Raw genomic sequence first — 20,757 nt, 5'->3', positions numbered from 1 at the left:
CCCTGCCGGAACAGTTCCGGCAGGGCCCTGGACGGGCCGGGCTACTTGCCGGTGAACTTCTCGTACTCCTTGAGCACCTCGTCGGTCGGGCCGTCCATCCGCAGCTCGCCGCGTTCCAGCCACAGAACGCGGTTGCAGGTGTCGCGGATCGACTTGTTGTTGTGACTGACCAGAAACACGGTGCCGGCTTCCTTGCGCAGCTCCCGGATGCGGTCCTCGGAGCGCTTCTGGAACTTGCGGTCGCCGGTGGCCAGGGCCTCGTCGATCATCAGGACGTCGTGGTCCTTGGCCGCGGCGATGGAGAAGCGGAGGCGGGCCGCCATGCCGGAGGAGTAGGTGCGCATGGGCAGGGTGATGAAGTCGCCCTTCTCGTTGATGCCGGAGAAATCGACGATGTCCTGGTAGCGCTCCTTGATCTCCTCCCGGGACATGCCCATGGCGAGCCCGCCCAATATGACGTTCCGTTCGCCGGTGAGGTCGTTCATCAGGGCCGCGTTGACGCCGAGCAGCGAGGGCTGGCCGTCGGTGTAGACCTTGCCCTGCTCGGCGGGCAGCAGACCGGCGATGGCGCGCAGCAGGGTCGACTTGCCGGAGCCGTTGGAGCCGATCAGTCCGATGGCCTCGCCGCGGTACGCCACGAAGGAGACGCCTCGTACGGCGTGCACCTTGCGCACACCCCGTGCCGCGTCGTCGGAGCCGCGCTTGAGGATGCGGCTGAGTGCGGCGGTGGCGCTGCCCTTGCCGGTCTTGGCGCCGTTGACGCGGTAGACGATGTGCAGGTCGTCGGCGATGACGGTGGGGATCCGTTCGTCCTGCTTCTGGTCAGCCACGGCCGTACCTCTCCTCCGCCTTCCAGAAGTACACGAAGCCCCCGAGGGCGAAGAGCACGGCCCAGCCGCCCGCGGCCGCCCACACGTGGTCGGGGAGGTACTCGGAGCCGTAGTCGTTCATGAGGGCGAAGCGCATCAGGTCCATGTAGATCGCGGCCGGGTTCCACTGGAGGACGTTCGCGATCCAGTCCGGCTTGTCCTCCAGGAAGATCGGGATGGAGAACATCACCCCGGACGCGTACATCCACGTCCGCATCACGAACGGCATCAGCTGCGCGAGGTCCGGGGTCTTGGCTCCCGCCCGGGCCATGATCAGCGCGAGGCCGGTGTTGAAGCAGAACTGCAGGGCGAGCACCGGCACGATCAGCACCCAGGACAGGTCCGGGTAGTGGCCGAAGCCGACCGCGATGGCGAACAGCACGATCATCGAGAACAGCAGCTGCTGGAGCTGCTGGAGCGCGAAGGAGATCGGCAGCGAGGCGCGCGGGAAGTGCAGGGCGCGGACCAGGCCGAGGTTGCCGGAGATCGCGCGCACGCCCGCCATCACCGAGCTCTGCGTGAAGGTGAACACGAAGACGCCCGTGACCAGGAACGGGATGTACACCTCGCGGGACATGCCCCGGTCGGCCTCCAGGAGCAGACCGAAGATGAAGAAGTACACGGCCGCGTTCAGCAGTGGTGTGGCCACCTGCCACAGCTGGCCGAGCTTGGCCTGGCTGTACTGGGCGGTCAGCTTCGCCTGGGAGAAGGCGATGATGAAGTGCCGCCGTCCCCAGAGCTGACGGACGTACTCGATGAGGGACGGCCGGGCGCCGCTCACGCTCAGCCCGTACTTGGCGGCGAGCTCCCTCGCCGTGAGTCCCTCGTCGGGCGCCGCGGGCGCGCTCACCGCGACCGTGGCGTCGTGCGTTGTCTCACTCACTAGTGGAAACTTTCGTCTTCGAGATGCGCGGCCTGTGCGGGCCTGGCCTGAGCCGGGGTCCGGGGTACGACCGGGGGTCCCGGGTACGAGCTTGTCAGATCACCGGGGGCCGGCCCAGTCGGGTCAGCCGCCACACCGTACGCCACTTCATGGGCCGACGGCGTCCGCACGGGGTGGTCCAGCCCTCGCGGAATCCGCCGAACCAGGCGCGCAGGGCGGAGCGGGAGGGACGGCGTACGAGGGTGAGCAGCAGCCACACGCCGAGGTAGACGGGGACGAGGGGCGCGGGGAGGTTGCGGCGGGCGAGCCAGACGCGGTTGCGGGCGACCATGCGGTGGTAGACCGCGTGCCGCGAGGGAGCGGTCGTCGGGTGGTACAGCACCATGTCGGACCGGTAGTCGATCATCCAGCCCGCGTCGAGGGCCCGCCATGCCAGGTCGGTTTCCTCGTGGGCGTAGAAGAATTCGTCCGGAAGTCCGCCGACGTCGGCGAAGACCCGGGTGCGGACGGCGTTGGCGCCGCCCAGGAAGGTGGTGACCCGGGAGGAGCGCATCGGGTCGGCGGCGCGCAGCCGGGGCACGTGGCGGCGCTGGGTGACGCCGGTGTCCGGGTCGGCTATGCGGAAGCTGATGATGCCGAGCTTCGGGTCGGCCTCGAAGGCCTCGCGGCACAGCTCGGCGGTGTCGTGACCGGCCAGCAGGCCGTCGTCGTCGAGGAACAGCAGGATGTCGACGTCCCGGCCGGCGGGGCCGAAGGCCTCGATGCCGACGTTGCGGCCGCCGGGGATGCCGAGGTTCTCGGGCAGCTCGATCGTGCGGACGCCCTCGGGGACGTCCGGGACGGGCGAGCCGTTGCCGACGACGACCACCTCGACGGGGTCGCCGTCCTGCTTGGCGACCGAGTCGAGCAGGGCGCGCAGTTCGTCGGGGCGGTTGCCCATGGTGATGATGACGGCGCCGACCTTCATGCCGCTCACTTCAGCCTGCTTGAAGCGAGGATGGACACCAGGTGCAGGAGGGTCTGCACCAGCGCGATGCCGGCCAGCACCGCGACGCCGAGCCGGGAGAAGAACAGGTCGCCGCGCACCTGGTCGGCGATCGCCAGGACCAGGATCAGCAGGGACGCCTCGATGCCGAGGATCAGGCGGTGGAACTTGAGCGCGGCGGCGGCCTTGCGGGCCAGCGCCATGCCGGAGGAGCGCATCTCGGCGGCGGTCTCCTGGACCGGCGGCTTTCCGGCCTGGTGGCGGGCGACGCCGACGAGGTCGGTCTCGGCCTTGATCAGGATGGCGCCGAGGGCGGCGAGGGTGCCGAGGAAGGCCCACAGCCAGTCGATCCGGCCGCTGCCCCACAGGTCGGCGGCGCGCAGGCCGAAGCCGACGAGCACGGCGGCGTCGGTGAGGTAGGCGCCGACGCGGTCCAGGTAGACGCCGTTGAGGGAGTACTGCTTCTTCCAGCGCGCGATCTCGCCGTCGACGCAGTCCAGCAGGAGGTACATCTGGACCATGACGACGCCGAGCACGGCGCCCGGGATCCCCGGCACGAGAAGTGCCGGGGCCGCGAGCACACCGAAGACGGTCATCAGGTACGTGAGCTGGTTGGGCGTGACCCGGGTGTTCACCAGGTAACGGTCGACCCGCAGGGACACCTCACGCATGTAGAGGCGTCCCATCCAGTGCTCACCGCTGCGCCGGTCCTTCACCCCCGCGGGGTGAACGACGGGGCGTAGTTCAGCTACCGATGGCCTTGACATAGTCGGCGTAAGTGTCCTTGATCTGTTCGGTGTTCAGGTCGAGGTGTTCGAGGATGGTGTAGCGGCCGGGCCGGGTCTCCGGGGCGAACTCGACGGCCTTGACGAACTCGTCCGTGGTGAAGCCGATCTCGTCCGGCAGCACGGGCAGCCCGTGCCGGCGCAGCACCTCGGCCATGTACGCCGACTCCTCGTGCGCCCCGCGCAGCCACATCGCGAAGGCCGCGCCGAGACCGCACTGTTCGCCGTGGGCGGCGGCCCGCTTGGGGAACAGCAGGTCGAAGGCGTGGTTGATCTCGTGGCACGCCCCGGAGGACGGCCGCGAGTCGCCGGACACGGACATGGCGATGCCGCTGAGGACCAGCGCCTCGGCGAGCACCTGGAGAAAGTCGTTGTCCCCGATGCCGCCCGGGTGCCGCAGTACGGCCTCACCGGCCTGGCGGGCCATGGCCGCGGCGAGCCCGTCGATCCGCTCGCCCTTGACGCGGTTGGCCAGCTCCCAGTCGGCGATCGCCGAGATGTTGGAGACGGCGTCACCGATGCCGGCGCGGACGAAACGGACCGGGGCCTCACGGATGACGTCCAGGTCGATGACGACCGCGATCGGGTTCGGCACGCCGTAGGAGCCGCGGCCCGCGTCGTTGTCGAGGGTGGCGACCGGCGAGCACAGGCCGTCGTGCGCCAGGTTCGTGGGCACGGCGACCAGGGGCAGGCCGACGCGTGCCGCGGCGAACTTGGCGCAGTCGATGATCTTGCCGCCGCCGAGGCCGACGACCGCGTCGTAGTGGCCGGCCTTTATGTCGCTGGCCAGCCGGACCGCGTCGTCGAGGGTGCCACCGCCGACCTCGTACCAGGTGGCGCCGGGCATGCCGGGCGAGATGCGCTCGCGCAGCTTGGCGCCGGAGCCGCCGCTGACCGCGACGGCGAGGCGGCCGGAGTGCGAGATGCGCTCGTCGGCGAGGACGCACGCCAGGTCGTCGAGGGCACCCGGGCGGATGTCCACGACGAGCGGCGAGGGGATGAGCCGGGTCAGTACTGGCATGCGATCTCCCGTCCACGGGCGAGATCGTCGTGGTTGTCGATCTCCACCCACTTGACGTCGCCGATCGGCGCCACGTCGATACGGAAGCCGCGGTTCACCAGCTCCTGGTAGCCGTGCTCGTAGAACTGCTGCGGGTCGGTCTCCCACACGGTCTTGAGCGCGTCGGCCAGTTCGGGGGCCGCGTCGCCCTCGATGAGGGTGACGCCGATGTACTCGCCGGTGGCCTCGGCGGGGTCCATCAGCTTGGTGATCTTCGTCATGCCCTTGGCGGGGTCGACGACGACCTTCATCTCCTCGTCGGCCAGGTCCTTCACGGTGTCCAGGGCGAGGATGATCTTCCTGCCGTCGCCGCGGGCGGCGAGCAGCGTCTTCTCGACGGAGACCGGGTGGACGGTGTCGCCGTTGGCGAGGATCACGCCGTCCTTGAGGGCGTCACGCCCGCACCACAGGGAGTAGGCGTTGTTCCACTCCTCGGCCTTGTCGTTGTCGATGAGGGTGAGCTTGAGGCCGTACTTCGCCTCCAGCGCTTCCCTGCGCGCGTACACGGCCTCCTTGCGGTAGCCGACGATGATCGCGGCCTCCGTGAGGCCGACCTCGGCGAAGTTGGCGAGGGTCAGGTCGAGAACCGTGGGTTCGCCCTCTATGCCCGCGGGCCCCACCGGCACCAGCGCCTTGGGAAGGCTGTCGGTGTAGGGGCGCAGACGCCGTCCGGCGCCGGCCGCCAGCACGAGGCCGATCATGCGGGTTCTCCTTCATCGTGTACGGCGGGCGCCCCTGCGGACACCCAGAAGCGGATGCTCTCGACGAGCACCACCAGGGCCACGGCCACGGCGAGAGCCGTGAGCGCGACCGTGAACTGCGAGGCGGTGAGCAGCGCGGCGAGGACGGTGACGAGCAGCGTCCGTCCTTCGTGCCCCCCGATGGAACGCACCAGCCAGGCCGGGGGCGCTCCGGCGTTGCCGCGGATGCGGTAAACCGTGTCGTAGTGATGGTAGGCGACCGCGGACACCAGCCCGAAAGCCGCAGGAAGGGCTCCGTTCACGTCCGCCCGGGCCGCCAGGATCAGGACGGTGCCGTATTCGGCGGCGCGGAAGAGCGGGGGGACGAGCCAGTCGAGGGGGCCCTTGAGGGGGCGGGCGACGGCCAGACCCGAGGTGAGGGCGTAGGCGAGGGCGGCGACGATCGGCCAGGGTCCGCCGAAGCCGGTCAGCGCGGCCGTGAGGACCACGGCGAGACCGCCGAGGAGGGCGACGGCGGGGGTCGCGAAGCCCGGCAGCTTGCGCGCGGGCTTCTTGAGGGCCTCTGCCACTCCCTGGGCGAGCGGACCGCTGTCCGCGAGGTCGGCGAGTGCCCCGGCCGCCCGGTCGGTCCGCTCGGCCCGGCGGGTCAGGGAACGGAGCACCCGGCCCGCCGTGGTGTACGTCGCCGCGAAGGCGCAGCCGATGAGCAGTGCGTAGAAGGTGATACGGGGAGTCGTCACCGCCGTGAGCACCGCGATCATCGCCCAGCGCTCGCCGATGGGCAGGACGATCATCCGGCGTATCCAGACCGTCCAGCCGACGCTGTCGAGCTTGTCGGAGAGGGCGGCGGTGGGACTGGTGTTGGCCGTGGCGTCGTGGTTGGCCTCGTTGAAGGAGAAGTCCACGACGTGCCGGCAGGTCTGCAGGACCATGGCGCCGAGGGCGAGGGCCCAGACGTCGTCTCCGCCGCGGGCGGCACCGAGGGCGAGACCGGCGTAGTAGGCGTACTCCTTGGCCCGGTCGAAGGTGGCGTCGAGCCAGGCGCCGAGGGTGGAGTACTGCAGGGAGTAGCGGGCGAGCTGGCCGTCGGTGCAGTCCAGCACGAAGGACGCGATCAGCAGGACGCCGGCCGCGACGAATCCGCCGCGGGTGCCGGTGGCCGCGCAGGCCGCCGCTATGAGGGCGGTGAGCAGCGAGGCGGTGGTGACCTGGTTGGGGGTCAGGCCGCGGCGGGCGCACCAGCGGGCGATGTAGCGGGAGTACGGGCTGATGCAGTAGGTGGTGAAGAAGCCGTCGCGGGACTTCACGGCCGACTTCAGGCGTACGGCCTCGTCGTCGACGTCCGCCACCGCCTGCCGTGCCTCGTTGCGGGCCTGCGGGTCGGCGGGGACGGTGGCGACGAGGCTGCCCAGTTCGGGGCGGTGCACGTCGGCGCCGTCGGCGTCCAGGGCGGTGAGGATGCGGTCGGCGAGGCTGTCGACGAGGGTGGTGCCGCCGCCCGCGGAGTTCTCGCGGGCCATCGCCCGGGTCAGGGCCTGGCGGCCGGCCGGCTGGGCCGTGACGGCGCCCGGGATCGCGGCGAGCGGGAAGCGGGGGTCGGTCAGGCCGAGACGCAGCGCGTGCACATGCCCCATGAACCTGGCGTCGACCAGGGCGACCCTCTCCTCGGCCGGCACCCCTGCGAGCAGGGTCTCGGCCTCGGCGGCGTCGGCCGCCACCCGCACGTCGAAGCCGAGGGACCGCAGATCGCCCTCGATCGACGATCCGGGGACCGGCTGACCGGTGAGGATGGCGGTCGACAACCGAATTCACTCCCTGGGGACCGACGCGTCCGCGCCAGTGCTGTACATGGTGGGGGCGCCCGCGCCGGAAGCTCCCGGGCGGCATGTCGGCAGAGGCTATCGGATGCGGGGAGGGCCACGTTCACCGCCTGTTCGGCAGATCGATCTACGTGGTTCGCACAAGCCCTTGCCGCGATCATCATCGTGGATCCGGGGCCCGCCCCACAAACCGCGCCCCCCAGACCGGACATCGAGGACATCACGCGGGTCCGACCCAGAGCCACATAGGGTGGGCGACCATGACTTGGCTGATCACCGGCGGGGCCGGCTACATCGGGGCCCATGTGGCCAGGGCCATGAACGAGGCCGGGGAGCGCGTCCTCGCCCTGGACGACCTCTCGGCCGGAGTGGCCGCGCGGCTCCCGGCGGACGTACCGCTCGTCGAGGGCTCCTCGCTCGACGGCGACCTGCTGAAGCGGGTGTTCGCCGAGCACGGCGTGACGGGTGTGGTGCATCTCGCGGCGCGCAAGCAGGTCGCCGAGTCCGTCGCGCAGCCGACGCGGTACTACCAGGAGAACGTGGGCGGTCTGGTGACCCTGCTGGACGCGGTCGCCGGGGCCGGGATCGACCGCTTCGTGTTCTCGTCGTCGGCCGCGGTGTACGGCGACCCGGGGGTGGACCTCATCACGGAGGACACGCCCTGCGCGCCGGTCAACCCGTACGGCGAGACAAAGCTGGCCGGGGAGTGGCTGGTGCGGGCGGCGGGGCGCGCGCACGGGATCTCCACCGTATGTCTGCGCTATTTCAACGTGGCGGGCGCGGCCGCGCCGGAACTGGCGGACACGGGTGTCTTCAACATCGTCCCGATGGTCTTCGACCGGCTGACGCGCGACGAGGCGCCGAGGATCTTCGGTGACGACTACCCGACCCCGGACGGCACCTGCATCCGCGACTACATTCATGTCGCCGACCTGGCCGAGGCGCATCTCGCGGCGGCCCGGCGGCTCACCGGCGGGGGCGTCACCGGCGACCTGACGGTCAACATCGGCCGGGGCGAGGGCGTCTCGGTGCGCGAACTCATCGCGGTCATCGGCGAGGTCACCGGCGACCGCCGGCCACCGCTCGTCGAGGGCCGCCGCCCCGGGGACGCGCCGCGGGCGGTCGCCTCGGCTGCCCGGGCGGCCGGGGAACTGGGGTGGACCGCGCGGCGCGGGGTGCGCGAGATGACCGAGTCGGCGTGGCGGGGCTGGCTCCTGCACCACGGCTCCTGAGCGCGGCTTCCGCCTCATTGACATGCCCTGACCTGCACATCGTTTCCGCAGGTCAGGGCACATGACAACGGTGTTCAGTGCCGCGTTGCGCATACCCCCTCCCCGTAGTTCACTGGGCTGCCCGAGCACGATCAGGCAAACGCGGGAGGATGACCTTTCATGGGGGCTGGGCACGATCACGGGCATGCGCACGGCGCGCCGGCCGGCGGTACGGCGACCTCGGCGTACCGCGGCAGGCTGCGGGTCGCGCTGGCGATCACGCTCGGCATCGTGGTCGTCCAGATCGTCGGGGGGGTGCTCGCCGACTCGCTCGCGCTCGTCGCGGACTCGGCGCACATGGCGACGGACGCGCTGGGCCTGGGCATGGCGCTGCTGGCGATCCGCTTCGCGAACCTCCCGCCCAGCGACCAGGCCACCTTCGGGTACGCCCGCGCCGAGATACTCGCCGCTCTGGCCAACTGTCTGCTGCTGCTCGGGGTCGGCGGGTACGTCGTGTACGAGTCGGTCCAGCGCTTCGTCACCCCGGCGGACACCGAGGGCCACCTCGCCGTCGTGTTCGGTGCCATCGGCCTGGTCGCGAACATGGTGTCGCTGGCGCTGCTGATGCGTGGCCAGAAGGAGAGCCTGAACGTGCGCGGCGCGTTCCTGGAGGTGGCGGCGGACGCTCTGGGCTCGGTCACGGTGATCGTCTCGTCCCTGGTGATCATGCTCACCGGCTGGCAGGCCGCCGACCCGATCGCCTCCCTCGTCATCGCGCTGATGATCGTGCCGCGCACGGTGAAGCTGCTGCGCGAGACCTTGAACGTCCTGCTGGAGGCGGCGCCCAAGGGCGTTGACATGGCGGAGGTGCGCGCCCACATCCTGGCGACCGACGGGGTGGAGGACGTCCACGACCTGCACGCCTGGACGATCACCTCCGGCATGCCGGTGCTGTCGGCGCACGTGGTCGTCAGCTCGGACGTGCTGAGCGCGACAGGCCACGAGAAGATGCTCCACGAGCTCCAGGACTGTCTCGGCGGCCACTTCGACGTGGAGCACTGCACGTTCCAGTTGGAGCCGGGCGGGCACCGGGCGCACGAGGCGCACCTCTGTCACTGACGCGCCGCTGCCGAGACCTCTGGGGCTGATGGCGCTGGTGGGCGCCTTGTGCTGGGAGTGCGCCGGGGTGCGCAGCCCTCCGGCGCGCGCCCCGCGTCCTGGCTCTCACCACACCGGCGGGGACGATTTTCGGCCCACCGTGCCGGGCACGATCACCTACTGGGTGCCTCTTCCGGGGCCGAGCGGCGCCGTCCGCGTTCCGCGCCTCCGCGCGGGACATGCGGGCGCGGGCGTGACGTGCCGGGAGTGCCGGATTCGTACGGCAGACTTGGGGCGCGAAGACCGATGTGAAGGATGGGTATGCCGATCACACCTGCCACCGCGACGCACAGCCCGTCGAACGGCACCGCAGACGCGATTTTGCTGGAACTGGTCGACGAGGACGGCGTGACGATCGGCACCGCGGAGAAGCTCGCCGCCCACCAGCCGCCCGGGCAGCTGCACCGCGCGTTCTCGGTGTTCCTCTTCGACGAGTACGGCCGGCTGCTGCTCCAGCAGCGGGCGCTGGGCAAGTACCACTCCCCCGGCGTGTGGTCGAACACCTGCTGCGGCCACCCCTACCCCGGTGAGGCACCCTTCGCGGCGGCGGCCCGGCGGACCTTCGAGGAGCTCGGCGCCTCCCCGTCCCTGCTGGCCGAGGCGGGCACGGTCCGCTACAACCACCCGGACCCGGAGTCCGGCCTGGTGGAGCAGGAGTACAACCACCTCTTCGTCGGGATGGTGCAGGCCGTGGTGCGGCCGGATCCGCAGGAGGTGGCATCGACCGCGTTCGTGACTCCGCCGGAGCTGGCGGAGCGGCACGCCAAGGACCCCTTCTCGTCCTGGTTCATGACCGTCCTGGACGCGGCCCGGCCGGCGATCAGGGAACTGACCGGCGCGTCGGCCGGCTGGTGACGGCGGCCCTGAGGGCAGGGGCTACGGGAAACGCGCGGGCTTGAGCGGCAGGGTGACCCAGATCACCTTGCCGCCGCTCGCGGTGTGGTCGACCTCGCACACCCCGCCGGCCTCCTGGGTGATCTCGCGCACCAGCAGCAGTCCGCGACCGCCGGTCCGGCCGTGGTCGGTCTCCAGTGCGGTCGGCCGGTACGGGTGGCTGTCCTCCACGGACACGCGCAGCCACTCGGCGCCGACGGCCAGCTCGACGGCGATGGTCGGCGAGAGCACCGCCGCGTGCTTCACGGCGTTCGTCACCAGCTCCGAGACGATCAGCAGCAGCCCCTGGGCCAGGTCGTCCGAGACGGGCGCCCCCTGACGCAGCAGCAGGTCCCGGACGGCGTGCCGCGCCTGCGGCACCGAGGCGTCGACCGCTGGTGCGGTGAACCGCCAGACCCCTTCGTACGGCAGCGGATCCTCGGGCCCCGGGCCGAGGGGCGCCGCGCCGCCCTCTGGGCGTGGACCGAACCCACGCCCGTCGTCGTCCATCGTCCGGTCGCCACCCTCACGCTCGATTGTCGCCACACTCCGAGTGTTGGTAACGATGCGCTCCTTACCCCAGAGCTGACCAGAAGTCAGCAAGTATCGAGCACTTCTGACCGTTGGCGTATGACACAGTCAGTTGTGGGACTGGTCCTGTCCCTGTTGTGCCGTCTCGGCGAACTATTCGGGTTGTACGGGTTTGACATCCGGATAGCATCCGGCGCATGGAGCCGCAGCTGCTGTACAGCGTGACCGACTCGGTCGCGACGGTCGTCATCCGCCATCCCGAGAAGCGCAACGCCATGACGGCCGCCATGTGGCGCTCCCTGCCGCCGCTGCTTCAGGGGCTCGCGGGCGATCCGGCCGTGCGGGCGCTGGTGCTCACCGGCGAGGGCGGGACGTTCTGCGCCGGGGCCGACATCTCGACGCTGCGGGGCTCGCCGGAGGAGGCGCAGCGGCTGGCCGTGGAGGCGGAGGAGGCGCTCGCCGCGTTCCCGAAGCCGACGCTGGCGGCGGTGCGCGGGCACTGTGTGGGCGGCGGGGCGCAGCTGGCGGCGGCCTGTGATCTGCGGTTCGCCGAGGAGGGGGCGCTGTTCGGCGTGACGCCCGCGAAGCTCGGCATCGTCTATCCGGCGTCCTCGACCAGGCGGCTGGTCTCCCTGGTCGGGCCGGCCACCGCCAAGTACCTGCTGTTCTCCGGCGAACTGATCGACGCGGAACGGGCGCTGCGCACCGGGCTGGCCGACGAGGTGCTGCCCGAGGGGGAACTGGGCAAGCGGGTCGCCGAGTTCACCCGGGTCCTGGCGTCCCGTTCGCAGCTGACGCAGGCCGCGGCCAAGGAGTTCGCGAACGGGCGCACGGACCGCGACGCCCACTGGGCCGCGCGGGCACGCGAGAGCGGCGACACCGCGGAGGGCGTCGCCGCGTTCCTGGAGCGCAGGCAGCCGCGGTTCGGCTGGAGTGTGCCTACGTCAGGATGACGCCGGAGTGCGACCGGAGCAGTTCGACGATGTGCGCGGGGGCCTTCCCGGGTGATCCGGCGTCGTAGGGAGGCTGCGGGTCGTACTCCGTGGCGAGCTGGACGATCTGCGCGTGGTCCTCGCCCGCGATGCGGCCGAGCAGGGTCAGTCCCATGTCGATGCCGGAGGAGACGCCGGCGGCGGTGACGTACTTGCCGTCGGTGACGACCCGCTCCCCCGTGGGCTCGGCGCCGTGGCGCTTCAGCTCCTCCAGGGCGAGCCAGTGGGAGGTCGCGCGGCGGCCCCGGAGGAGTCCGGCGGCGGCGAGCAGCAGGGAGCCGGTGCACACGGACGTCGTCCAGGTGCTGGTGGCGTCGGCGGTACGCAGCCAGGTGAGCAGGGGTCCGTCCGCGGCTGACGGGAGCGGGCCCGGGCCGCCGGGGACCACGATGATGTCGGGGTTCGGTACGTCGTCCAGGGTGCGGTCGGCGAGGAAGGCGAGGTTCCCGGAGTCGTTCCGTACGGGGCCGGTCTCCTCGGCGACGAAGACGGTCTCCGCGTCCGGGAGCCGGCCGAGGGTCTCGTAGGGGCCTATGGCGTCGAGGGCGGTGAAGCGGTCGTAGAGGACGATGGCGATCTGCATGGGTCCCTTTCGTCGGTTCGGCGGGGTTCAGGGGGTCGTCGCGGGGCGGAAGCGGCGGCGGTACTCGGCCGGGGGTGTGCCCAGGGCCTTGACGAAGGCCCGGCGCATGGCCTCGGGGGTGCCGTAGCCGCTGGTGCGGGAGATCTCCTCGATGCCGTCGGTGGTGTCCTCCAGCAGGCGGCGGGCGTGTTCGAGGCGGACCCGGTCCACGTACCGGCCCGGTGTCATGCCGGTCTCGGACCGGAAGGCGCGGGCGAAGTGGCGGGGCGACAGACGGGCGCGGGCGGCGAGGGCCTCGACGGAGAGGTCGGCGTCGGGGCGTTCGGCGATGAAGCGCTGGACCTCCCGGAGGGGTTCGCGGTGTGCGGTCTGGGCCGCGAGCTGGGCGCTGAACTGGGCCTGGTTGCCGGGCCGGCGAAGGAACACGACCAGGTGGCGGGCGATGGTGAGGGCGGCGTCCCGCCCCAGATCCTCTTCCACCAGGGCGAGGGCGAGGTCGATGCCGGCGGTGACACCGGCCGACGTGGCGATGTGGCCGTCGCGTACGTAGACGGGGTCGGGGTCGATCTCGACGTCCGGGTGGTCACGGGCGAGCCGGTCGCAGTACGCCCAGTGGGTCGTGGCCCGGCGGCCGTCCAGCAGGCCGGCTGCGGCGAGCACGGCCGCGCCGGTGCAGACGGAGACCAGCCGGGCGGCGCGCGGCCCGTGCTCGCGCACCCAGTCGACCAGGCGCGGGTCGGGGCGCAGGGAGCCCGTGCCGCCGGGGACGAGGAGGATGTCCGGGTCGGACGCCGTGGTCAGGGACTCGTCGGGTACGAGGGTCAGGCCGCTGGTGGTCCGCACCGGCGCGCCGTCCAGGGACGCCGTGCGGATCCGGTACGCGCCCGGAGAGAGCAGCTCCGCGCCCGCGAAGACCTCCACGGGGCCGGTGACGTCGAGGCTCTGCACGCCCTCGAAGAGGACGGCGAGAACGGTGCGCTGGGCCATGCCGCCGATTCTTCGCGGGCCCGACGTGCGGCCGCAACGACGAGTTCCCCACCTTTCCTGCCATGAGGGGCGCGACCATAGAGGGCATACCAAGCGGTTGGTAACCTGCGCGGCATGACGACTGCCGCCCTCTCGCCGCTCGCCGGCCGACGCTGCCAGAACGTGCTCAACACCCTGCACGCGACGCACTACTTCTCGCCGGATCTGGGACGGGAACTCGGTGCCGCCGGGGTCACCCATCCCCACGCCGTGAACTTCGCCGTGCGGGCCGCCGCCCTCGGGCCGGTCGGGGCCGGGGCGGTGACGGCGACCTTCTACAACTACAAGTACGAGCTCGTGGCCCGGCACGTGCCTGCCGTGTGGGAAGCCGCGACGCCCGGCCAGGTGCTGGCGGCACGCGCGCGTGCCGTCGACGCGACGCTGCGCCGCCTGCTGGGCGAAGAGGCCCTGGCGTCGGCGGAGATGGCCGAGGCAGCGCGGCTCGCGCTGCGCGCCGCCGAGGCCTGCTCGCGCGCGGCGCGACCGCTGTACGCCGCCCATGCCGACCTGCCGGTCCCCGAGGAGCCGCACCTCGCGTACTGGCATGCGGCGACCCTGCTGCGCGAGCACCGGGGCGACGGGCATCTGGCCGTGCTGATGTCCGCGGGGCTGGACGGGCTGGAGGCCATGGTGACCCACACGGCGACGGGCAAGGGCATGGCGCCGAAGTGGGTCTTCAGCACCCGGGGCTGGAACCAGGAGGACTGGGATGCTGCGACCGACCGGCTGCGTGAGCGCGGGCTGCTGGACGCGACCGGCGAACTCACCGAGCGCGGTGTCGCCCTGCGTGAGGAGATCGAGCAGGAGACGGACCGCCTGGACCGGGCGCCGTACGAGCACCTGGGCGCGGACGGGGTGGCGCGGCTGACCGAGCTGGGGGCGGCGTTCGCGCAGGCGGCGCTCACGGCCGGGGCCTATCCGGCGGATCTGCTCGGCAAGCGCTGACCGGGGCCCGGGGAAGCGGTCGAGCCCCTCGGCCGTGCACCAGGCCGGGGACATGTGTTCGGCCGTGACGCATGGTGAGGCCTTGGTGAGGTACCCGGTCTCTCCCGGCCGCTGCGGTCGGGAAGGAGAAAGGGGAATTACGTGTTCCGTGCCATTGCAGACGTGCTGCGCCAGATCGGCGGTGCCATCGCCACCGTCGTGACGCTGCCCTTCCGGGCCCTGGCCCGGCTCTTCGGCGGCGCTTCGTCCTCCACCCGCAGCCGCAGGGCCTGACCAGGGTCTGACAAAGGCCGCCCCGACCTGCCGGATGCCGGCCTGACCCCCGAGTGTCGGTGCCACCTGCCACAATTGCCGCGCAACCTCAGTGGATAGGCGGTACGGGATCGTGACGACACCCGGGTCCCTCAAAGCAGGGTCCATCGAAGGCAGGATCGCCGAGGAGCTCGGCGTACGGGAGCGGCAGGTCAGGGCTGCCGTGGAGCTGCTCGACAGCGGTTCTACGGTGCCCTTCATCGCCCGCTACCGCAAGGAAGCGACCGAGATGCTCGACGATGCGCAGCTGCGCACCGTCGAGGAGCGGCTGCGCTATCTGCGGGAGCTGGAGGAGCGGCGGACGGCGATCCTGGAGTCGGTGCGCGAGCAGGGCAAGCTCACCGAGGAACTGGCAGCGCGGATCCGGGCCGCGGAGACCAAGGCGCGCCTGGAGGACATCTACCTCCCGTACAAGCCCAAGCGACGCACCAAGGCGCAGATCGCCCGTGAGGCCGGTCTCGAGCCGCTGGCGGAGGGGCTGCTCGGCGATCCGACCGTCGAGCCCCTCGCCGCGGCCGCCGCGTTCGTCGACGCCGACAAGGGCGTGGCCGATCCGCAGGCGGCCCTCGACGGCGCCCGGGCGATCCTCACCGAGCGGTTCTCGGAGGACGCCGACCTGATCGGCGAGCTGCGCGAGCGCATGTGGGTGCGCGGGCGGCTGGCCGCCAAGGTGCGGGAGGGCAAGGAGGAGGCGGGCGCGAAGTTCGCCGACTACTTCGACTTCGCCGAGCCGTTCACCGAGCTGCCCTCGCACCGCATCCTCGCGATGCTGCGCGGCGAGAAGGAGGAGGTCCTCGACCTCGTCCTGGAGCCCGAGGAGCCGACGGACGGCCCGTCGTCGTACGAGGGGACGGTCGCGCACCGGTTCGGGATCGCCGACCGGGGCCGCCCCGGCGACAAGTGGTTGCTGGACACGGTGCGTTGGGCCTGGCGCACCCGCATCCTGGTGCACCTCGGCATCGACCTGCGGCTGCGGCTGCGCACGGCCGCCGAGGACGAGGCGGTGCGGGTCTTCGCGGCCAACCTGCGCGATCTGCTGCTCGCCGCCCCGGCGGGCACGCGTGCGACGCTGGGCCTCGACCCCGGTTTCCGTACGGGTGTGAAGGTCGCCGTCGTCGACGCGACCGGCAAGGTCGTCGCCACGGACGTCATCCACCCCCACGTCCCGGCCAACCGCTGGGACGAGGCCATCGCCAAGCTGGCCCGGCTGGCGAAGGAGCACGCGGTCGAGCTGATCGCCATCGGCAACGGCACGGCGTCCCGCGAGACCGACAAGCTCGCCGGGGAACTGATCGCCAAGCACCCGGAGTTGAACCTCACGAAGGTGATGGTCTCCGAGGCCGGCGCCTCCGTGTACTCGGCGTCCGCCTTCGCTTCGCAGGAGCTGCCCGACATGGACGTGTCGCTGCGCGGCGCCGTGTCGATCGCCCGGCGGCTCCAGGACCCGCTGGCCGAGCTGGTGAAGATCGACCCGAAGTCGATCGGTGTCGGCCAGTACCAGCACGACCTGTCCGAGGTGAAGCTGTCGCGCTCGCTGGACGCGGTGGTGGAGGACTGTGTGAACGGCGTGGGCGTGGACGTCAACACGGCGTCGGCCCCGCTGCTCGCCCGGGTCTCCGGCATCACCTCAGGGCTCGCCGAGAACATCGTGGCGCACCGGGACGCCAACGGCCCGTTCAAGTCCCGTGGTGAGCTGAAGAAGGTAGCGCGGCTGGGCCCGAAGGCGTACGAGCAGTGCGCGGGCTTCCTGCGGATCCGCGGCGGTGACGACCCGCTGGACGCGTCCAGCGTGCACCCGGAGGCGTACCCGGTCGTCCGGCGCATGGTGAAGACCGCCGGGCAGGACGTCGCGGGTCTCATCGGCAACACGGGGGTGCTGCGCTCGCTGAAGCCGCAGGACTTCGTGGACGAGACGTTCGGTCTGCCGACGGTCACCGACATCCTCAAGGAGCTGGAGAAGCCCGGCCGCGACCCGCGTCCGGCCTTCAAGACGGCCGCCTTCAAGGAGGGCGTGGAGAAGATCTCCGACCTGTCGTCCGGGATGATCCTGGAGGGCGTCGTGACGAACGTCGCCGCGTTCGGCGCGTTCGTGGACGTCGGTGTCCACCAGGACGGTCTGGTGCACGTCTCCGCGATGTCGAAGACGTTCGTCAAGGACCCGCGGGACGTGGTGAAGCCCGGGGACATCGTCAAGGTGAAGGTCCTCGACGTCGACATCCCGCGCAAGCGGATCTCGCTGACGCTGCGCCTCGACGACGAGGCGGCTCCGCAGGGGCAGGGCGGCGGCTCCGGCGAGCGCCGGCAGCGCGGCGGGCGTCCGCCGCAGCAGCGGCAGGGCGGTCGTGGCGGCGGTGGCGTCCGCGGCGGCGGTGGTTCCCGTCAGGCGCCCCCGCCCGCCAACGGCGCGATGGCCGACGCGTTGCGCCGCGCCGGTCTGGCCGACCCGAAGGACGGCCGCCGCTGACGGCTCCGCCGGGGGTTGTGGGGAGCTGCGGGTCCGTTGTGGCTGGTCGCGCCCAGGCGGTGGTAGCCGCATATGGACCGCAGCTCCCGCGCGCGCCCCTGGCTGGAAGGGGAGCTTCGCCCCTTCCAGATCTAGAGTGGGCTATATGTCTGCTTCACGTGTCATCACCTGGAAAGTCTTCGCGAGTCAGGGGTTCGAGACCGCCTGGGTCCGGCTCGGGAACGGCGTGCTGCGGGCGCGCGGGCGGGCCGTCGGGACCGATCCGGAGCCCTACTGGGTCACGTACGACCTCGACACGGCCGACGGGTTCGTCACCCGCCGACTGCGGGTGACGGTCGAGTCCGCCGTCGGCAGCCGCACGCTCGATCTGCGGCACGACGGCGGGGGCGCCTGGACCGCCGACGGCGAGTGGCTCCCGGACGTCGACGGCGCGCTCGACTGCGACCTGGGGCTGTGCCCGCTCACCAACACCATGCCGGTGCTCCGGCACGGGCTGCTCCAAGCGCCCGGTGAACGGGAGCTCCTGATGGCCTGGGTGTCGGTGCCGGACCTGACGGTGCGGCCGTCCCGGCAGACCTACACGCATCTCGGACACGGGCGGGTCCGGTACGCGTCCGGCGACTTCCGCAGCGACCTGGAGTTCGACGAGGAGGGGTACGTCGTGGAGTACCCCTCCCTGGCCACCCGGCTGACGGTCCGTTAGCGTTCGGTCACCTTGCCGTCCGCCACCTCGATACGGCGTGTGACGTGTACGGCGTCGAGCATGCGGCGGTCGTGGGTGACCAGCAGGAGGGTGCCCTCGTAGGAGTCGAGGGCCGACTCCAATTGCTCGATGGCGGGCAGGTCGAGGTGGTTGGTCGGCTCGTCGAGGACCAGGAGGTTGACGCCGCGGCCCTGGAGCAGTGCCAGGGCCGCTCTGGTGCGCTCGCCCGGGGAGAGGGTCGCCGCGGGGCGCAGGACGTGGTCCGACTTGAGGCCGAACTTGGCCAGGAGGGTGCGGACCTCGGCCGGTTCGGTGTCTGGGACGGCCGCGCGGAAGGCGTCCATCAGGGGCTCCTGGCCGTGGAACAGCTTGCGGGCCTGGTCGACCTCGCCGAGCAGGACGCCCGAGCCGAGGGACGCGTGCCCGGCGTCGAGCGGGACACGGCCGAGCAGGGCGGCGAGCAGGGTGGACTTGCCGGCGCCGTTCGCGCCCGTCACCGCCACCCGGTCCGCCCAGTCGATCTGGAGGGACACCGGGCCGAGCGCGAAGCCGCCGCGGCGCACCTCGGCGTCCCGCAGGGTCGCCACGACGGCGCCCGACCGCGGGGCCGACGCGATCTCCATGCGCAGCTCCCACTCCTTGCGGGGCTCCTCGACGACGTCCAGCCGTTCGATCATGCGCTGGGTCTGCCGGGCCTTCGCGGCCTGTTTCTCGCTGGCCTCGCTGCGGAACTTGCGGCCGATCTTGTCGTTGTCGTTGCCCGCCTTGCGGCGCGCGTTCTTCACGCCCTTGTCCATCCAGGAGCGCTGCGTCTGGGCCCGGTCCTGGAGGGCCGACTTCTTGTCGGCGTACTCCTCGAACTCGTCGCGGGCGTGCCTGCGGGCGACCTCCCGCTCCTCCAGGTAGGCCTCGTAGCCACCGCCGTAGAGGTTGATCTGCCGCTGGGCGAGGTCGAGTTCGAGGACCTTGGTGACGGTGCGGGTGAGGAACTCGCGGTCGTGGCTGACGACCACCGTGCCGGCGCGCAGTCCGCTCACGAAGCGTTCGAGGCGCTCCAGGCCGTCCAGGTCGAGGTCGTTGGTCGGCTCGTCGAGGAGGAAGACGTCGTAGCGGGACAGGAGCAGGGAGGCGAGGCCGGCGCGGGCGGCCTGGCCGCCGGACAGCGACGTCATCGGCTGGTCCAGATCGACCGCGAGGCCCAGGGAGTCGGCGACCTCCTCGGCACGTTCGTCGAGGTCGGCGCCGCCGAGTCCGAGCCAGCGCTCCAGGCTCGTGGCGTAGGCGTCGTCGGCGCCGGGCGCCCCGTCGACCAGGGCCTGGGTCGCCTCCTCCATGGTGCGCTGGGCCTCGGCGACGCCGGTGCGGCGGGCCAGGAACGCCCGTACGGTCTCGCCGGGGCGGCGGTCCGGCTCCTGCGGCAGATGGCCGACGGTCGCGGTCGGCGGGGACAGGCGCAGCTCGCCCTGCTCGGGGGCGGTGAGTCCGGCGAGCATCCTGAGCAGGGTGGACTTGCCGGCACCGTTGGCTCCGACCAGGCCGATCACGTCGCCGGGCGCGACGACGAGGTCGAGTCCGGTGAACAGGGAGCGGTCGCCGTGGCCGGCGGCGAGGTTCTTGGCGACGAGGGTGGCAGTCATCAGACCGCGATCCTAACGGCCGTGCCGGGCGGTCCGCGGACGGGTTTCAGGGGGTCACGGCCGTCACCAGGACGTTGGTGGCGGTGCGTGCCACCAGGAAGGACTGCCCCTTGACCGCCTTGGTGCCGAGGGCGATGCGGTGGCGGCCCGGCTCCAGGACGCCGTCGAAGATCTCGTGGGTGTGGGTGCGGGAGAGCCGGTCGAGGCGGTACGCGGTGAGGGTGACCCGGCAGGCGGAGGTGACCTCGACGTCGGCCTCGCCGCCGGTGGCGGTCAGGCCGGTGAGGCGGCGCTGTTCCAGCGGGCTGCGGTCCAGGGCGTGTTCGATCTGGGCGACGAGGAGGGGGACGATCGGGGCGAGGCCGTCGACGTAGGGGACCTGGACCTTGGCGCGGTCGAAGGCGCGACGGACGGCGGCACGTTCCCGCTCGTCCGTCCCGCGGCCGAAGGCTACGGCGCCGTAGTCGCGCAGTTCGTCGGCGGGCACGTGGTCGGCGTCGTGCGCGATGTCGGCGCCGACGCCTATGGTGCGCAACGCCGCGGCGAGCTTGGCCAGGACGGCGACGCGGGCACCGATCAGCAGGACGCGGCGGGTGTCCGGGGCCGAGCCGTTCAGCAGGGCGCTCAGCGCCGCGCGGTACTCGGCGCCGCGGAAGCGGAACGGGCCGATGCCGTGGTAGCCGTTGAGCTCCAGGTCGGCGTGGTCGTCGGTCTGCCAGGCGAAGTCCCGCCAGATGAAGTCCTCGCCGTCCCGGCGGATGACCGCGGTGACGGCGCCGCAGGCCAGGTCCTCGCACTCGGGGCAGCCGTAGACGACGTACCGGCCGCCGGGCAGCGGTGCCGGGCTCTCCAGGAGCAGGCTGCGGACCTGCGCGGTGAAGATCGAGGGTGGTACGTCGGAGGCGAGGGGGGAGACCGCGTCGAGGTCGGACAGCTGGAACAGCAGCGGGCGTCCGTCGACGATGAAGTCCACGAAGTCCCGGTGGACCTGGTAACCACCGTCTGTGAGGACTCCGCCGGCCCGCATCGCGGGTGCCAGTCCGAAGGTCGTGTACTCGGCACACATATCGTGAGTATCCCCACACAGCGCGTGATGTGAGCACGGCATGACACATTCCGCTACGGTCCGGGCATGGCTGGTGAGCGCGGTGACGAGATCGTGGTGGTCGGTGGCGGGGTGGTCGGGCTGACGACCGCGGTGGTTCTCGCCGAGCGGGGG

General features: G+C 71.6%; 20 protein-coding genes. 8 read left to right on the top strand and 12 right to left on the bottom strand.

Annotated elements, in window-relative coordinates; genetic code table 11:
• Positions 1-41: 41 nt before the first annotated feature.
• From CA983_RS07765 to CA983_RS07735, 7 genes are all read right to left on the bottom strand, one after another.
• Positions 42-830 carry an ABC transporter ATP-binding protein gene (locus CA983_RS07765; protein WP_167407341.1) on the bottom strand — a complete coding sequence of 263 codons (789 nt, stop codon included), beginning with the start codon at positions 828-830 and terminating at the stop codon, positions 42-44.
• A complete protein-coding gene (locus CA983_RS07760; RefSeq protein WP_086600128.1) occupies positions 823-1,752 on the bottom strand; it encodes an ABC transporter permease in 930 nt (309 codons plus the stop codon). The genes CA983_RS07765 and CA983_RS07760 overlap by 8 nt, the downstream gene beginning before the upstream one ends.
• Before the next feature lie 94 nt (positions 1,753-1,846).
• A complete protein-coding gene (locus CA983_RS07755) occupies positions 1,847-2,719 on the bottom strand; it encodes a glycosyltransferase family 2 protein (protein ID WP_086600127.1) in 873 nt (290 codons plus the stop codon).
• 5 nt (positions 2,720-2,724) lie between these two features.
• Positions 2,725-3,504, bottom strand: coding sequence for a CDP-alcohol phosphatidyltransferase family protein (locus tag CA983_RS07750; RefSeq protein ID WP_086600148.1), 780 nt, complete (start codon positions 3,502-3,504; stop codon positions 2,725-2,727).
• The gene (locus CA983_RS07745; RefSeq protein ID WP_086600126.1) at positions 3,482-4,543 is read right to left on the bottom strand and encodes an iron-containing alcohol dehydrogenase family protein; all 1,062 of its coding nucleotides are present in this window, start codon (positions 4,541-4,543) and stop codon (positions 3,482-3,484) included. Before CA983_RS07745 ends, CA983_RS07750 begins: the two co-directional genes overlap by 23 nt.
• Complete coding sequence (locus tag CA983_RS07740) at positions 4,531-5,283, bottom strand: phosphocholine cytidylyltransferase family protein (protein WP_086600125.1); 753 nt, start codon at positions 5,281-5,283, stop codon at positions 4,531-4,533. Before CA983_RS07740 ends, CA983_RS07745 begins: the two co-directional genes overlap by 13 nt.
• Entirely contained in the window at positions 5,280-7,085 is a 1,806-nt protein-coding gene (locus tag CA983_RS07735) for a DUF5941 domain-containing protein (RefSeq protein WP_086600124.1), read from the bottom strand. Before CA983_RS07735 ends, CA983_RS07740 begins: the two co-directional genes overlap by 4 nt.
• A 278-nt stretch (positions 7,086-7,363) precedes the next feature.
• Between CA983_RS07735 and galE the strand changes: the two genes are divergently transcribed.
• From galE to idi, 3 genes are all read left to right on the top strand, one after another.
• Positions 7,364-8,335, top strand: coding sequence for a UDP-glucose 4-epimerase GalE (gene galE / locus CA983_RS07730; protein ID WP_086600123.1), 972 nt, complete (start codon positions 7,364-7,366; stop codon positions 8,333-8,335).
• Positions 8,336-8,494: 159 nt separating this feature from the next.
• The gene (locus CA983_RS07725; RefSeq protein ID WP_086600122.1) at positions 8,495-9,433 is read left to right on the top strand and encodes a cation diffusion facilitator family transporter; all 939 of its coding nucleotides are present in this window, start codon (positions 8,495-8,497) and stop codon (positions 9,431-9,433) included.
• A gap of 300 nt (positions 9,434-9,733) precedes the next feature.
• Entirely contained in the window at positions 9,734-10,327 is a 594-nt protein-coding gene (gene idi / locus CA983_RS07720) for an isopentenyl-diphosphate Delta-isomerase (protein ID WP_086600121.1), read from the top strand.
• 21 nt (positions 10,328-10,348) lie between these two features.
• Here idi and CA983_RS07715 read toward each other — a convergent pair whose 3' ends face one another.
• On the bottom strand, positions 10,349-10,855 hold the full coding sequence (locus CA983_RS07715; RefSeq protein ID WP_086600147.1) for an ATP-binding protein: 507 nt from the start codon (positions 10,853-10,855) through the stop codon (positions 10,349-10,351).
• A gap of 218 nt (positions 10,856-11,073) precedes the next feature.
• Between CA983_RS07715 and CA983_RS07710 the strand changes: the two genes are divergently transcribed.
• Entirely contained in the window at positions 11,074-11,829 is a 756-nt protein-coding gene (locus CA983_RS07710) for an enoyl-CoA hydratase/isomerase family protein (protein WP_086600120.1), read from the top strand.
• On the opposite strand, the gene CA983_RS07705 is transcribed toward CA983_RS07710, so the two are convergent.
• Together CA983_RS07705 and CA983_RS07700 are read right to left on the bottom strand one after the other, a co-directional pair.
• Positions 11,816-12,451: a DJ-1/PfpI family protein gene (locus CA983_RS07705; RefSeq protein ID WP_086600119.1), complete on the bottom strand. Its 636-nt coding sequence runs from the start codon at positions 12,449-12,451 to the stop codon at positions 11,816-11,818. The two genes, CA983_RS07710 and CA983_RS07705, sit on opposite strands and share 14 nt — an antisense overlap.
• Before the next feature lie 27 nt (positions 12,452-12,478).
• Positions 12,479-13,438, bottom strand: a complete 960-nt coding sequence (locus CA983_RS07700; protein WP_086600118.1) for a GlxA family transcriptional regulator — start codon at positions 13,436-13,438, stop codon at positions 12,479-12,481.
• 114 nt (positions 13,439-13,552) lie between these two features.
• Here CA983_RS07700 and CA983_RS07695 point away from each other — a divergent pair, with 114 nt between their 5' ends.
• From CA983_RS07695 to CA983_RS07685, 4 genes are all read left to right on the top strand, one after another.
• Positions 13,553-14,422, top strand: a complete 870-nt coding sequence (locus CA983_RS07695; RefSeq protein ID WP_167407340.1) for an SCO6745 family protein — start codon at positions 13,553-13,555, stop codon at positions 14,420-14,422.
• A gap of 141 nt (positions 14,423-14,563) precedes the next feature.
• Positions 14,564-14,695 carry an LPFR motif small protein gene (locus tag CA983_RS48880; protein WP_252100478.1) on the top strand — a complete coding sequence of 44 codons (132 nt, stop codon included), beginning with the start codon at positions 14,564-14,566 and terminating at the stop codon, positions 14,693-14,695.
• A 112-nt stretch (positions 14,696-14,807) separates the two neighbouring features.
• Positions 14,808-17,198 (top strand): Tex family protein, encoded by a 2,391-nt coding sequence (locus tag CA983_RS07690; RefSeq protein ID WP_086600116.1) that lies wholly within the window; start codon positions 14,808-14,810, stop codon positions 17,196-17,198.
• A 145-nt stretch (positions 17,199-17,343) separates the two neighbouring features.
• Entirely contained in the window at positions 17,344-17,901 is a 558-nt protein-coding gene (locus CA983_RS07685) for a putative glycolipid-binding domain-containing protein (RefSeq protein WP_086600115.1), read from the top strand.
• Here the strand turns inward: CA983_RS07685 and CA983_RS07680 are convergent.
• Both CA983_RS07680 and CA983_RS07675 read right to left on the bottom strand, forming a co-directional pair.
• The gene (locus CA983_RS07680) at positions 17,898-19,538 is read right to left on the bottom strand and encodes an ABC-F family ATP-binding cassette domain-containing protein (RefSeq protein ID WP_086600114.1); all 1,641 of its coding nucleotides are present in this window, start codon (positions 19,536-19,538) and stop codon (positions 17,898-17,900) included. The two genes, CA983_RS07685 and CA983_RS07680, sit on opposite strands and share 4 nt — an antisense overlap.
• A gap of 46 nt (positions 19,539-19,584) precedes the next feature.
• Positions 19,585-20,604, bottom strand: coding sequence for an oxidoreductase (locus tag CA983_RS07675; protein WP_086600113.1), 1,020 nt, complete (start codon positions 20,602-20,604; stop codon positions 19,585-19,587).
• Between the last annotated feature and the right edge of the window lie 153 nt (positions 20,605-20,757).

This window comes from Streptomyces swartbergensis (genome assembly GCF_002148965.1).
In the GTDB taxonomy this organism is placed as follows: domain Bacteria; phylum Actinomycetota; class Actinomycetes; order Streptomycetales; family Streptomycetaceae; genus Streptomyces; species Streptomyces swartbergensis.
This window is presented reverse-complemented; position numbering and strand designations above follow the sequence as displayed.